Here is a 12,987-nt window from a genome sequence, read left to right as displayed (position 1 = left end):
CCCCACCACAAAGAACGCCGACGGGTATGCGGTTGAGGCATGGATGCGCCGCTAGGGCAGGGCGAACGCCGGGCGCCGCATCTTCGCCACGCAACTGCGATCCAGGTCGGTCGGCCTGGCCAGGGACGGGAACTGCCGGCTCATGGCGATGACGCAGTCCACATAGGGCACGTGGCCGCCCGGCACGACGACATGGACGCTGTTGACCAGGGTCTTGCCCATCGTATCGCCCCACGCCGGCGGCGTGACCGGATCGAGGTCGCCGGAGATCAGCAGCGTCGGCACATCCGAGTGGAACGGCGCGTAGTAATCCTTCGGCATCGTCCCGCGCGGCCAGACCGAACAGGCGGCCATCTGGCCCCTGACCCGGCTGTCGCCGATGAACCGGCCCCGGGTCGCGGCGGCGACCTCGCCCGGGCGGATGCGCCAGACGTCCTCGCCGCAGGAGGCCGAGAGCAGCAGGCCCAGCCGCAGGGACTGTTTCAGCGCGCGGCTGCTGCGCATCGCCGCCTCGGCGAACGGCCGCAGATCGCCCTCGCGGGCCCGCCGCAGCAGGAGGGGGACCTGACGGGCGCGTTCGTCCGAATACAACATCACCCGCAGGCCGTCGGCGAAGGCGGCGTCCGACAGGCGGACGTCGACGGGGGCTTCCGTCGCCGGATGGGCGGCGCGGACGACGACCGGGCCGGCGCGCAGGCGGGTCTGGACCGCGGCCAGGTCGCCGCGGATGTCCGGGTAGGCGGCGTGGCAGGCCGGCTCGGCGGCGCACTGGGCGATCAGGCCGTCCAGGGCCTTCTGCGCGGCGTCGGCATGATAGAGCGGGGCGCGGTTCTCGATGGGGACGAGGCCCGAGAGGATCGCGGCCCGCACATGACGGCCGTACTGGCGGATGTAGGCCCGGGCGTAGCGGGTGCCGAACGAACCGCCGTCCAGCACCACCTGCTCGTAGCCGAGCGCCCGGCGCAGGTCGTCGAGGTCCTGCATCGCCAGGGGAATGGCGTACTGGGTCAGGTCGGCGCGGGCGGCGAGCTGGGCCCGGCAGGCGGCGTAGGCGACGCCCTCGGCGAAGATCGGCTGCAGATAGCCCTGCGGGTCGGCGTCCGACCCGCCCAGGTCGCAGGCGAGCCCGGTCTCGGCGTCGGTCCCCCGGGTGTCCATCAGCACGACGTCGCGGTCTTCGCGATAGCCGCTGCGGATGAAGTCCGCGGTCAGCTCGGTGGCGGGCTGGCCTGGGCCGCCGGCCAGGACGAAGACGGGTTCGAGGGGCTTGGAACTCCGCGCCGGAAGGACGATCACCTTCAGCGACAGCTGACGCCCGTTCGGCAGGGCGCGGTTTTCCGGGACGACGAAGCGCCCGCAGCGCGCCGTCTCGCGAAGCGCGGGCCGATCGCCCTCGGCCGGCGCCTCGACGGGGCAGGGCGTCAGGTCGATCCTGGGCGGGGCCGCCGAGGGGGCGGCCGCCCAGGCCGGATCGAACGCGGCGGCGAGGGCGAGACCGCCTCCGAACCAACAGACCAGTCGGCGCATTTCATTCTCCCCCGCGTCACGCTCGGCCTACGATCACACGGAACCGCGGCGAACGCATCGACCGATGCTACCGGCAGGGATACCAGCGGCCGTCGCTGGCCCGGTAGCTGTCGCTCCGCTCGTCATAATTGCCATACTCCCGCTCGCAGTATTCGCGGCGCTCCTTCTTCTTCTTCGCGTCGGCGGCGATGGCCGCGATGACGGCGCCCACGACCAGGGTCCCGACCACGCCCGCGGCGACGCCTTTCTTGCGGTCCTTTTCGCGGCGGTCGTCCTCGCGGTCATGGCGATCCCGCTCCACGCGGCGCTCGCAGCGCTCCTTTTCGCGTCCGTAGAGACCGCGGCATTCCCAGTAGGGGCTGCTGGGGCGGGGCGGGGGACGGTCCTCCCAGCGGTCCGGCCGCCAGCCGCGCTCATTCGCTTCGGGCGCTTGGGGCGCTTCGGGCTGGCGGGCCAGAACGGGGGCGCCGGCGAGACTGAGGCAGAGGGCGCCGGCGAGGGCGGTTCGTAGGATCTTGCACGACATGGTTTCGCTCCTGGGGGCGGCGAGGTCGTCCCAGCAGAGCAGTCGCGGATTGCGGGAAGCTGGCGTCCTCAGGCGCGCCGGGGCCGCCGCTCCGGAAACTCCAGCCGGATCAGGGCGCCGCCGCCGTCGGCGGTCTCGACGACGACGCGGCCGTGGTGGCGTTCCATGACCTGCCGCACCAGGCTGAGTCCCAGGCCCGCGCCGGTCGAGCGGGCCCGCAGCCGATGGAAGGGTTCGAAGATCCGCTCGCGTTCCTCGGCCGGGATGCCCGGGCCGTCGTCCTCGACCTCGATGGCGGAGGGGAGGACGCGGATGATCACCTGTCGGCCGCCGTGGTCGATCGCGTTCTGCACCAGGCTGGTGACGACCCGGTCGATGGCGCCGGGATCGCCGAGCACCTGGGCGGGGCCGCGACCGGACACCTCGACCTCGCAGGCATTGGCGATCAGCAGCGGCGCCAGGTCGGCCGCGACGGTGGTCGCCCGTTCGAGCAGGTCGACGTTAGTCATCTCCAGTTCGCGCTCGATACGTTGCAGGTCGAGCAGCTGCTCGCAGATCACCGCCAGGCGCGCGACGTCCCGACGGAGCCGCTCGGTCGCCGGGCCGGCCGGCAGGCCGTCGACCCTCGACTGCACGATGGCGATCGGGGTGCGCAGTTCGTGGGCGGCGTCGGCGATGAAGCGTTGCTGGCGTTCGTAGCCCTCGTCGAGCCGCTGCAACGCCCCGTTGATGGCCCGAACCAGTGGCGTCACCTCGACCGGCACGCCGTCCTCGTCCAGCCGGGAGCCGCGGCGATCGGCGTCGATGTGGGCGGCCTGGTCGGCCGTGCGGGCCAGCCCGTTCAGCGCCCGTTTCACGATCTGGGGCGTCACCGCGATGGTCACCAGCGAGAGCAGGATCAGGATCGGCAGGAGCAGCAGATTGGACAGGAACAGGATGGCGAAGGTCAGGCTGTGGAGACGCCCGCCGCTCAGCACGGTCAGCTCGCCGGCGGGCCCCGGGACCCGACGGATCACCGCCGACAGGGTGAAGGGCTTCACCGTATCGCGCAGGTCGGCGAAGCTGATGCTGTCCAGGTGGCGGCCGAGGGCGCGGTAGGGGGCGGGAACCGGTCCGCTCTCGATGATCTCGCCGCGGTCGCTCCGCGCGATGAACCATACGTCCGGGGTTTCCTTCCGGAACGCCGCCAGTTCCGCCGTTTCCCGCAGGACCAGACCGTCCGCGTCACGCTCGACGGCTCGCGCCACGATCTCGGTGATCTCCGGATCGACCAGGGCGCCGCCCATGTCGGCGCGCACCAGGAAGCCGACGAGGAGAATCATCAGCAACAGCAGAAAGCCGGCCTGGAAGAGCAGCAGCCAGATCACCAGCCGGCGCTTCAACGACAGGCTCCGCGGCGACTTCATCCGGCCGCCCTCAGCAGGTAGCCGACGCCGCGGATGGCGTGAATCTCCACCCCGGCGTCCGCCTCGGCCAGCTTGCGGCGAAGGCGGGAGATATGGCTGTCCAGGGTGTTGGACTGGATCTCGTCGTCGAAGCCGTACACGGCCTGCTCCAGCGCCGTGCGCAGCACGGTGCGCCCGCGGCGGCGGATGAGGGCTGCAAGCACGCGCAGCTCGCGACGGGGCAGGTCGACGCGGTGGTCGTCGATGAAGGCTTCGTCGTGGATCAGGTCGAAGGTCAGCCGCGCGAGCGTGACGCGTTCCGTGGTCACCCCGGCGGGACGGCGGCGGACCGCGCGGATCCGCGCCATCAGCTCCTCGCTGGCGAAGGGCTTGGCCAGATAGTCGTCGGCGCCGTGGTCGAGACCGTCGACCCGGTCGGGGACCGCCCCGCGGGCGGTCAGGACGATCACCGGCACGCCGGCGTTGGCCGCCCGCAGCGGGCCGATCAGGCTCAGGCCCTCGCCGTCAGGCAGGGTGCGGTCGAGCAGCACCAGGTCATGACCGCCGTCCAGCGCCGCCTCGGCGGCGTCGGCCAGGCTGGCGACATGATCGACCACGAAGCCTTCGCGCTCCAGCACCACGCGGAGCGCGCCGGCCATCTCGATCTCGTCCTCGACAAGCAGGATCTTCACGCGCGGACTTTCCACCGAAGCCTGGGCGACGTCCATGCGAACCGCGGCCGCCCCCGCAGGTGGGACGAGCAAGGGACGGCCGCGTCGCCGACCTCAGAAGCCTAGGGAGACACCAACTTGCAGCTTCTGAGACGACAGGTTGTCGCCGAACTCGGCGCGATCGTATTCGAGCCGGACCAGCAGATTCGAGTTCAGGCGGGTTTCCACGCCGGCGCCGTAGAGCAGGCCGCCTTCGGTGCGGGTGTCCTCTATGGTCTTGGCGGGGCTGTTGATTTCCGTGCGGTCCTTGACCCTCTGCCAGGCGTAGCCGGCGCGGCCGTAGATCATGAAGTCGGACGACACCGCCATGCCGAGACGGGCGGAGACGTCCCAGCTCAGTTCCGGATCCAGCGTCCGCCGGCCCAGCTTGTTGCCCAGGGAGAGGCTTTCGCCGCCCTTGCTCAGGCCGCCCTCGGCGCCCAGCACCAGGCGTTCGCCGATGGGGATGTCGTAGCCGACATGGCCGCGGAAGCCGAAGCCGCTCTCGCGGTCCTTGAGGCGATCCTTCAGGTCGGGCGTGTCGGCGTCGCCCTTGAGCCAGCGGTAGTCGGCGCTGACGCCGACCTTGAAGCCGGCGAATTCAGCGGAGTCCTGGGCCAGGGCGGCGGCGGGCGCACAGAAGCCGGCGGCCATGACCAGGCCGATGAAGAGGTTTCTCATGATGCGGTTTCTTTGACTGGGAATGCGAAGCGCGACCGGAGCCGCGCGTCCGGTTTCGACCCGGTCCATTGCCGCAACATTGCGCGGGACTGCCCGGCCTCCCGATCCCCCTTCAGCCGGTTCGGCCGGCGGCCCTGGAACTGGACGGCGAGGGGAGAAAGCCCTTCGGGAGTTGACGACCTTGGTGATAAATGGTGCTAATCGTACTATTGTTGAAACAGGGCATTGTCATGGTCGATATGCTTACCCCGGTCGTCGCCGCGCTGGCGCTCCTGAGCGGCGAGGCGCCGGTTCCCCCCGCGTCCCCGCCGTCCGTCCGTTCCGTCGAGAGCTTCCCGTTCTACAGTTCGAAGAACCGGATGCTGGTGATCGCGCGCTTCAACGGCGGACCTCCGGCGCCGCTGGTGTTCGACACCGGCACCAACGGAAACATCATCGACACGGTCTTCGCCCAATCCATCGGCCTGCCCAAAGTCGGGCCGTCCAACTCCGTCGACGGGGCTACCGGCAAGCCCATCCCGGGCTTCCGGACCCGCATCACCGGCATGAGCGTCAGCGGGGTCTCGATCCAGGACGGTCCCGCCAACGTCATCGACTTCAAGCGGCACGACGAGGCCGGCATCATCGGGCCGAACAGTTTTCCGGGGCGTCTGGTGGAGATCGACTTCGCCGGCAGCCGTATTCGGGTGCTGCCGGACGCGCCCGCCAATCGTCCGGCGGGCGAGGGCGCGCCGCATCTCGACGGATTGCCGGCCGTGGTCGTCACCGTGGCGGGGCAGTCCTTCGAGGCTCTGGTCGATACCGGCAACGACGCGGTGCTGACGCTTCCCCTGTCGATGGCCAAGACGCTGCCGCTGAAGGCGCCGCCCGTCCTGAAGGGCAAGACCCGCTCGGCCGGCGGCGTCCAGGACGCCTACGAGGCCCAGATCGACGGGCCGGTGCGCGTCGGCCATCTCGTCCTGGAGTCGCCCCAGGTCTTTTTCAACGAGACCGGCGATCCCAACGTCGGCATGCCGGTGCTGCGGCGGGCGCGGCTGGTGATCGATCATTCAGGGGGGCGGACCTGGCTTGAGCCGGCGCCCTGAGCGCGGGTTCGGCGGTTCTGCTCCGGACCTGATCGGGTTAGCCTGCGCCATGGTCTCGAAGACGAGCATGCGCGAGGCGGTGCGGGCGCATCGCTGGCGGGAGGTCGCGGAAGGTCTGGCCCGGCGGCCGGACCTGATCGGCGTCGTGGACGAGCGCGGGCGGAACTGGCTGCACCTGGCCTGTATGACTCCCGGCGAGGACGAAGCGAGCCTCCGGACGGCGGATGTTCTGCTGGCGGTTGGCCTGGGGCTGAACGATCCGGCCTTCACCGAGGGGGCCTGGCGGGCGACGCCGCTGTGGCATGTGATCTCGCGCGGGCGGAGCGTGAAACTGGCCCAGCATCTGTTGGCGCTGGGCGCCGATCCCGACTACTGCCTGTTCGCGGCCGTCTGGAACGATGACCACGCCGCCATCCGCCTGTTGATCGCGAACGGCGCCGACATCGAGGAGGGGGCCGATCGCGGCGACACGCCGTTGCTGGGCGCCGTGTCCTGGAGCCGCTTCGGCGCCGCCGAGACCCTGCTGAAGGCGGGCGCGAACCCCGACGCCCGCAACGCCAAGGGCGAGACCGCCCTGCACATGATGCTCCGGAAGGGGAGCGCGCCCGAGCATTTCGGGCTCTTCGCCCGGCATGGCGCGCGCGGCGACATGCCTGACGCCGGGGGGCGCACCGCCGCCGACCTGCTCCGCCGGAAGCGCGACCCGGCCTATCGCGCGGCGGCCGAACGGCTGTCAGCCGCAGGGCGCGCCCGCGAGCCCTGACGGCGCCCCATTGCGCCTTGGCAGGGCGTGTACTAGTGGTGCACTCCAGTGGTCCATGCGAGTGCGCCGTGATCTTCCTCAAGCTTCTCCTGACCGTGCCGGTCGCCGTCCTGCTCACCCAGCCGCTCTGGGCGCCGCAGTGGGGCGGCGGCGTCCTGGCCGAGGTCGCCGCTTTCGGACCGGTCGGCGGCGGCGTCGCCGTGCTGGTTTTCCTGGGTCTGGTGGCGCTCTACTGCCGCGACCTGCAGCGGACGCTCGAGGCGATCCCGGCGGCTCGGCGAACCGCCACGCCGCGCTCGGTCTGGCTGATGTTCGTGATCCCGTACAATTTCGTGGAGGACTTCTTCATCGTCGGCGGGATCGCGGCCTCGCTGGCGCGGGACGGCCGCACGCCGGTCCGGGTCCAGCGCCTCTGGCGTGATCTGGGCCTTTCCTGGTGCGGCCTGCAGATCCTGTCTCTGCTGCCCGGCCCGGTCGGCGTGATCGGCGGCGTCCTGGCGCTTTTGGCCTGGGCGGTGCATTGGAGACTCACTCGCCGCTTGATCGGGAGCCTGCGTATCGCAGCCGCCGACAGCCGCCTCCAGGAGGCTTGACGGACCATGCCGCTGCCGCGCTTCGCACGGCTTCCCCATGAGGCGCAAACGGCGTTCCTGGCCGTCGCGCGCTTCCACTTCGCCCGCGACGGCCGGGACGGGGCGTCGCTCAACAGGATCATCGCCGACGCCGGCCTGTCCAAGACCTCGGCCTACAACTACTTCGACGGCAAGGACGACCTGTTCGCGGCCGTCGCCGCCGATTCGCTGAGTCGCGCGGCCGGCTGCCTCGGGGACTGGGCGGCCGCCGCCGACGAGGCGACGCTGTGGAGCGCCTTCCATGCCGCCAATGATCGGCTCGGACGCTTCCTGCGAGACAACCCCGACGACCGGGTGCTGTTGGCGATGGTCGGCGCCGGAGACGGCCCGCCGGCCTGGCTGCAGGCCTTTTTCGCCAATGCCGTCGACCTGGGTCTCGTGGACGTCTTGCCGGGACGGGACCTCATGGAGCAGACGACCCTGGCGGTCCTGCGCGCCTTCGACGACTGGACGCTGACCCAGCCGCTCGCCGGGGCGGAGGGGGCGTCGGGCGTGGAGGAACTGCTGCGTCGGCTATGGGCGCGACGGACAGGAGAGTCGCCATGTGGGGCGTGATCGGCCTTTTCGCGGCCGGACTGACGACGCTGGCTCTGGCGGGCGGCGCGGTTCTCTACTGGCGGCTGAATCACTGCCCGGATCGAGGCGACCTTGCCAAGGCCATTGATGAAGAAGCGGCGCGGTGGCTGCGCCGGGACGCGACGACGGACGTCGTGGTCGCGGTGGTGAAGGGCGACGAGAGTCGAATCACCTCCTACGGCCCGACCGGAGCGACCGGAGCCACGGTCTTCCAGATCGGCTCGGTCTCGAAGGTCTTCACCGGCCTGCTGTTGCAGCGGTTCGTCGACGCCGGGGCGCTGCGAATGGATCAGACCCTGGGCGAGCTGATCGGCGCGCGCTTTCCGCTCGCGCCGACGATGGCCCCGGTCACGCTCTTGCAGCTTTCCAGCCATGCGTCCGGTTTGCCCACCGTCCCCAAGCCGATCGAGGATGAGGTTCTCGATCGGGTCGGCCGGGCGAATCTGATGCACGACCCCTACAACCAGCTGACGCGCGACGAGGTGCTGGCCTACCTCGCCGATCCGGTCGGAAAGAGGAAGCCGGGCCGGTTTAGCTACTCGAACTACGGCATGGGGCTGCTCGCACACGTGCTGGAGCTCGTGACCGGCAAATCCTACGCCGCGCTCCTCGAGGAACTGATCTTCGCGCCGCTTGGGATGCGGGACAGCTATGGCGACCTCCCGGACGAGGCGGCGGCCAGGTTGATCCAGGGCCACGACGTCGCCGGCCAGCCGGCCGCGCCCTGGCGATTTTCCGCGTTGGGCGGCGCCGGTTCGATCGCCTCGAGCGCCCACGATCTGGTGCGGTTCATCGAGGCGGGCTTCGACGGCGCATCACCCCTGTACGGCAGTCTCGTACGGCAGCGAGACGGCCAGCCGCACGGACGGTCGGCGATCGGCTGGCTTCTGCCCTCGGTCTTCGACCGACTGGAGGGCAACCGGTCCATTCTTTGGCACAACGGCGCGGTCAACGGCTATTTCGCCTATCTCGCGATCGATCCGGTCCAGCGGGCGGGCGTGGTCGTCCTGGTCAACCGCCAGAAGGACATCACCGCGCTGGGCGCCGGGCTCGTCCGGTTGGCGCGGACACAGTCATGGCGCGCGCCGACGGGGGCGGAAACCGAGATGTAGGGGAAGGGACTGGCGGCTCCCCAAGGCCTCTAGGGCCTGGGGAGCCGTGGTGCCGCCGGGCAGGATTGAACTGCCGACCTCAGCCTTACCAAGGATGCGCTCTACCACTGAGCTACGGCGGCGGGAGGGGCGCCTGATAGCGAAACTCGGGGGCGGGGGGAAGCCCTAATTCGCTTGACCCACAACTCTCTGTCGCCTCACTGCTGGCGCCATGACGAAAAAGCCCGGCAAACCCCTTTCGGACAAGGAACTTCGCGAGCAGCAGCTCGCCGTCGCCCTGCGCGCCAATCTGCGCCGGCGGAAGGCCGCGCCGAAGGAATCGACCCCTGGGGAAGGCGACGCCGGGATTCGGCGACCCGATGACGCGGCCATCAAGCACAAGTGACTCTTGCGCGGGGGCTTGCGCCCGCTAGAACCCCGCCTTCACATGTGTGTTCGTCGCCGACGGAGGACCCGTCCGCGCATCGAGGGGCCTGAATGGACCGCATCGCCATCGTCGGCGGCGCGCGGCTGAACGGATCGATTCCGATCAGCGGCGCCAAGAACTCCGCCATCAAGCTGATGGCCGCCTCGCTCCTTACGGACGAGCCGCTTCGCCTCACCAACATGCCGCGCCTGGCGGACACCCGGTTCCTGGGGCACCTGCTGACGCGGCTGGGCGCGATCATCGAGGAGCGCGACACCGAGACCGGGCCCGAGACGATCCTGCATACGCCGGAGATCGTCAGCTCGTTCGCGCCCTACGACCTGGTCCGGCAGATGCGCGCCAGCTTCAACGTGCTGGGCCCGCTGATCGCCCGCACCGGTCACGCTAAGGTCTCGCTGCCGGGCGGCTGCACCATCGGCGCGCGGCCGGTCGACCTGCACCTACAGGCGCTGGAGGCGCTGGGCGCCAAGATCGACCTGCACGAGGGCTACGTCTATGCGACCGCCCCGCGCGGCCTGAGGGGCGCGGAGATCGAGTTTCCCTTCGTCTCGGTCGGCGCGACCGAGCACGCCATGCTGGCCGCCGTCCTGGCCAAGGGCGTCACCGTCCTGAAGAACTGCGCCTGCGAGCCCGAGATCGTCGACCTGGCCGAATGCCTGACCAAGATGGGCGCGCAGATCGAGGGCGAAGGCACGACCACCATCACCATCACCGGCGTCGAGCGGCTCCATGGGGCAACCCACGCGGTGATCACTGACCGCATCGAGGCCGGCACCTACGCCGTGGCCGCGGCCATGGCCGGCGGCGAGGTTCGCCTGACCAACACCCGCGCCGACCTGATCGAGGCCCTGCTGGTCAAGATCGAGGAAGCCGGCGCCGAGGTCGAGCGCACCAACGACGGCGTCGTGATCCGTCGCAATGGCGCGCGCCTGAAGGCCGTGGACGTCGATACGGGCGTCTATCCGGGCTTCGCCACCGACCTGCAGGCCCAGTTCATGGCCCTGATGACCCTGGCCGACGGCGAAAGCGTCATTCGCGAACACATCTTCGAAAACCGCTTCATGCACGCGCCGGAGCTGGCGCGTCTCGGCGCCGATATCGCCGTGTCCGGCGGCGAGGCGCGGGTCCGCGGCGTCGAGCAGCTGGAAGGCGCGCCCGTGATGGCCACCGACCTGCGCGCCTCGGTCAGCCTGGTCATCGCGGGCCTGGCCGCGCGCGGCGAGACGATCGTCAGCCGCGTCTACCACCTGGATCGCGGCTTCGAGCGGCTGGAGGAGAAGCTGGGCGCCTGCGGCGCCAACGTGCGCCGGATCAAGGGCGAAGCGGTCCCGGAGATCGGGGAGTAGGCATGCCGCAGGCCGCCAAGCCGCTTCGTCTTCTGGCCGAGGACGCCGACGATCTCGCCGTGGTCTCCGCCGCGTTGCAGGACGCCGTGGCCAAGATCGGCGACATCGCCTTCGACGCCGCTGGCCGTCGCCTGACCGTCGCCCTCAACCGCTTCCGCTGGGAGGCGGGCGAGAAGACGCGGCAGCGGGTGCGAACCGGCCTGCAGATCGGCGGCGTCCTGGGCGTGAGGAGCCGCAAGCTGCGCCGCGACGCCAAGGGCGCGATCGTCGAGCTGCTGAGCCTGGCCTTCGAGCCGGGCGAGGCGCCGGGCGGCGTGGTGGTCTTCACCTTCGCCGGCGGCGGCGACCTGCGGGTCGAGGTGGAATGCCTGGACCTCATCCTGGCCGACGTGTCCGATCCCTGGCCGACGCCGCGGGCGCCCGCGCACGACGCTTGAGCGTTCGAAGCCCCTAGCCGGACGACCTGGCTTCTGTAGTCTCTTCCGGAGGCAGCACCGGGGGGCGCATGGCGGCCGACAGCGTTTCTCGTCGCAACGTGATGGCGGGCGGGCTGCTGGCCCTGCTCGCGGGCGGAGCCGCTCCGGCCCAGCCGGGGCCGGTGGTCGCCAGGTTTCGGCTCGAGAACGGCCGGGTCCTCATAGACGCCCTGCTGAACGGCATGGGGCCGTTTCCCTTCATCATCGACACCGGCGCCGAGGTCAGCTGCGTGATGGAGACGACCGCCAAGGCGGTGGGGCTCCGGAAGCTGCGGGACGTGAAGCTGAAGGGCGAGAGTTTTCCGCTCTACGCCGCCGACGAGATGGTGCTGGGCGGGGCCGTGCGGCAGACCGACGTCGCCCTGGCCGGCCTCTGGCGGCTGGGCGGCGGTGTCGGGATCGTGGCCTCCGGAATGGTGACCACCTTCGACAGCGACCTCGACTTCGACCGCGGCGAGTGGCGGGTCTACCCGCAGGGCGCCGGCGAGCGCGCGGGGTTCACGGCGATCCCGTCGGCCCTGCCGGACAGCCCCAACGCCAACGGCTCGCGCCGGATCGAGTCCGAGGCGCACTACGGCGACGAGAAGCTCTCGCTGCTCTGGGACACCGGCGCGCCGCGTCCGCTGAAGTTGGACTACAACCACGCAAAACGGCTGGGTCTGTGGGACGACGGGTTGCCCTGGTCGCCCATTCCGGTCACCGGGATCACGGGCACGGAGGCGGCGCCGGGACGGCTGGTGCGCGCCCGACAGCCGATCCGCGTCGGCCCCTTGTCGTTCGAGAACCAGCTCGTCGCCCTGGGCGCGCCCGAGCATGCCCGGGCGTCGTGGGGCTCTGACGAGGATGGTCTCCTCGGCCTGCCGATCCTGCAGCGGATGAACATCGCCATCGACGCCAAGGCTCGGCGCGTCCTGATCAAAGCCAGCGGCCTGTCGACGCCCGAGCAGCGCTACAATCGTTCCGGAATCTGGCTGGACAAGGCGCCGGACGGATCGGCGACCGTCGGCCAGGTCGGCAAGGGCAGCCCGGGCGAGGCGGCCGGCCTCAAGGTCGGCGACCGCCTAGAGGGCGATTTCGTCGAACTGCTGCGCACGCTGGGCGGCCCGGCCGGGATGGTTGTCACGGTCAAGGTGGCGGGCCGCGGCGCGGTGACGTTGACGCCGGCTGACTACCTGTAGTCAGAACTGGGCGTGCCAGATGATCAGGCCGCCCTCGCGTTCCAGGAACTTGGTCAAGCCGGGCAGGGCGCGGATGGTCCGCTTGATCTCCGCGCCGGCGGCGCCGGCCACGGGGCGGATGTCGAAGGCCTCGCCGCTGAAGTGTTTCGACAGTCGGCCCTTCTGCGCATCCGTCCAGCTGTTCATGACCGACAGCAGGCCGGCGGCGATCGTATCTCGAGTCCGGGCCTGCGGATGGGCGTCCACCCAGGCCTGCAGCGCCCGGCTCTCGGCGTGCGAGACATAGGTCTGAGCGATCCACTGTCGGTTTCGGGCGATGTTGCCGGCCATGGCCCGCGCCTGGTCGGGCGCCGAGCGCCGACCGCTGGTGATGATGACGGTCGGATGCGCCCGCTTCAGCGCCAGGGCGGCGGCCTTGGCCCTGGGCGCGAGCTCCAGTTCGTCGATATCCGGTTCAAGCGCGCTCAGAATATCGTGGGCGGCGGAATTCGGCGGCATGTCCCCCTCCTGATGTAGCCCCAGGTGGAGAATTCGCCGATCGATCGCGTCATGCAAGAGGCGCC

15 protein-coding genes and 1 tRNA gene are annotated in these 12,987 nt (G+C 70.4%); 9 read left to right on the top strand and 7 right to left on the bottom strand.

What is annotated here, in order from left to right; translation table 11 throughout:
- Positions 1 to 51: 51 nt before the first annotated feature.
- From CSW64_RS14600 to CSW64_RS14580, 5 genes are all read right to left on the bottom strand, one after another.
- Positions 52 to 1,527, bottom strand: coding sequence for an alpha/beta hydrolase (locus tag CSW64_RS14600; RefSeq protein ID WP_099622793.1), 1,476 nt, complete (start codon positions 1,525 to 1,527; stop codon positions 52 to 54).
- A 67-nt stretch (positions 1,528 to 1,594) separates the two neighbouring features.
- The gene (locus tag CSW64_RS14595; RefSeq protein WP_099622792.1) at positions 1,595 to 2,053 is read right to left on the bottom strand and encodes a hypothetical protein; all 459 of its coding nucleotides are present in this window, start codon (positions 2,051 to 2,053) and stop codon (positions 1,595 to 1,597) included.
- 68 nt (positions 2,054 to 2,121) lie between these two features.
- The gene (locus tag CSW64_RS14590) at positions 2,122 to 3,459 is read right to left on the bottom strand and encodes a sensor histidine kinase (RefSeq protein ID WP_099622791.1); all 1,338 of its coding nucleotides are present in this window, start codon (positions 3,457 to 3,459) and stop codon (positions 2,122 to 2,124) included.
- On the bottom strand, positions 3,456 to 4,130 hold the full coding sequence (locus CSW64_RS14585; protein WP_099624266.1) for a response regulator: 675 nt from the start codon (positions 4,128 to 4,130) through the stop codon (positions 3,456 to 3,458). The genes CSW64_RS14590 and CSW64_RS14585 overlap by 4 nt, the downstream gene beginning before the upstream one ends.
- A 93-nt stretch (positions 4,131 to 4,223) precedes the next feature.
- Positions 4,224 to 4,829 carry an outer membrane protein gene (locus CSW64_RS14580; protein ID WP_172448579.1) on the bottom strand — a complete coding sequence of 202 codons (606 nt, stop codon included), beginning with the start codon at positions 4,827 to 4,829 and terminating at the stop codon, positions 4,224 to 4,226.
- A gap of 230 nt (positions 4,830 to 5,059) precedes the next feature.
- Between CSW64_RS14580 and CSW64_RS14575 the strand changes: the two genes are divergently transcribed.
- From CSW64_RS14575 to CSW64_RS14555, 5 genes are all read left to right on the top strand, one after another.
- Positions 5,060 to 5,914 (top strand): aspartyl protease family protein, encoded by an 855-nt coding sequence (locus tag CSW64_RS14575; RefSeq protein WP_172448578.1) that lies wholly within the window; start codon positions 5,060 to 5,062, stop codon positions 5,912 to 5,914.
- Positions 5,915 to 5,963: 49 nt separating this feature from the next.
- Entirely contained in the window at positions 5,964 to 6,677 is a 714-nt protein-coding gene (locus CSW64_RS14570) for an ankyrin repeat domain-containing protein (protein ID WP_150131423.1), read from the top strand.
- Positions 6,678 to 6,745: 68 nt separating this feature from the next.
- On the top strand, positions 6,746 to 7,270 hold the full coding sequence (locus tag CSW64_RS14565; protein WP_099622787.1) for a hypothetical protein: 525 nt from the start codon (positions 6,746 to 6,748) through the stop codon (positions 7,268 to 7,270).
- A 6-nt stretch (positions 7,271 to 7,276) separates the two neighbouring features.
- The gene (locus tag CSW64_RS14560; RefSeq protein WP_099622786.1) at positions 7,277 to 7,864 is read left to right on the top strand and encodes a TetR/AcrR family transcriptional regulator; all 588 of its coding nucleotides are present in this window, start codon (positions 7,277 to 7,279) and stop codon (positions 7,862 to 7,864) included.
- Positions 7,852 to 8,997: a serine hydrolase domain-containing protein gene (locus CSW64_RS14555; protein ID WP_172448577.1), complete on the top strand. Its 1,146-nt coding sequence runs from the start codon at positions 7,852 to 7,854 to the stop codon at positions 8,995 to 8,997. The genes CSW64_RS14560 and CSW64_RS14555 overlap by 13 nt, the downstream gene beginning before the upstream one ends.
- Before the next feature lie 47 nt (positions 8,998 to 9,044).
- On the opposite strand, the gene CSW64_RS14550 is transcribed toward CSW64_RS14555, so the two are convergent.
- Positions 9,045 to 9,119: transfer RNA gene (locus CSW64_RS14550), tRNA-Thr, on the bottom strand.
- A gap of 89 nt (positions 9,120 to 9,208) precedes the next feature.
- Here CSW64_RS14550 and CSW64_RS22065 point away from each other — a divergent pair.
- From CSW64_RS22065 to CSW64_RS14535, 4 genes are all read left to right on the top strand, one after another.
- Positions 9,209 to 9,382 carry a hypothetical protein gene (locus tag CSW64_RS22065; RefSeq protein ID WP_172448576.1) on the top strand — a complete coding sequence of 58 codons (174 nt, stop codon included), beginning with the start codon at positions 9,209 to 9,211 and terminating at the stop codon, positions 9,380 to 9,382.
- A gap of 92 nt (positions 9,383 to 9,474) precedes the next feature.
- Positions 9,475 to 10,770, top strand: coding sequence for a UDP-N-acetylglucosamine 1-carboxyvinyltransferase (murA, locus tag CSW64_RS14545; protein WP_099622784.1), 1,296 nt, complete (start codon positions 9,475 to 9,477; stop codon positions 10,768 to 10,770).
- 2 nt (positions 10,771 to 10,772) lie between these two features.
- Positions 10,773 to 11,207 carry a DUF2948 family protein gene (locus CSW64_RS14540; RefSeq protein WP_099622783.1) on the top strand — a complete coding sequence of 145 codons (435 nt, stop codon included), beginning with the start codon at positions 10,773 to 10,775 and terminating at the stop codon, positions 11,205 to 11,207.
- A 68-nt stretch (positions 11,208 to 11,275) separates the two neighbouring features.
- Complete coding sequence (locus tag CSW64_RS14535; RefSeq protein WP_099622782.1) at positions 11,276 to 12,424, top strand: pepsin/retropepsin-like aspartic protease family protein; 1,149 nt, start codon at positions 11,276 to 11,278, stop codon at positions 12,422 to 12,424.
- On the opposite strand, the gene CSW64_RS14530 is transcribed toward CSW64_RS14535, so the two are convergent.
- A complete protein-coding gene (locus CSW64_RS14530; protein ID WP_099622781.1) occupies positions 12,425 to 12,922 on the bottom strand; it encodes a hypothetical protein in 498 nt (165 codons plus the stop codon).
- Positions 12,923 to 12,987 lie beyond the last annotated feature (65 nt).

It is taken from the genome of Caulobacter mirabilis, assembly GCF_002749615.1.
GTDB classification, from domain to species: Bacteria; Pseudomonadota; Alphaproteobacteria; order Caulobacterales; family Caulobacteraceae; genus Caulobacter; species Caulobacter mirabilis.
Note: the sequence above shows the minus strand (reverse complement) of the source record. Positions and strands in the feature narration are given on the sequence as shown.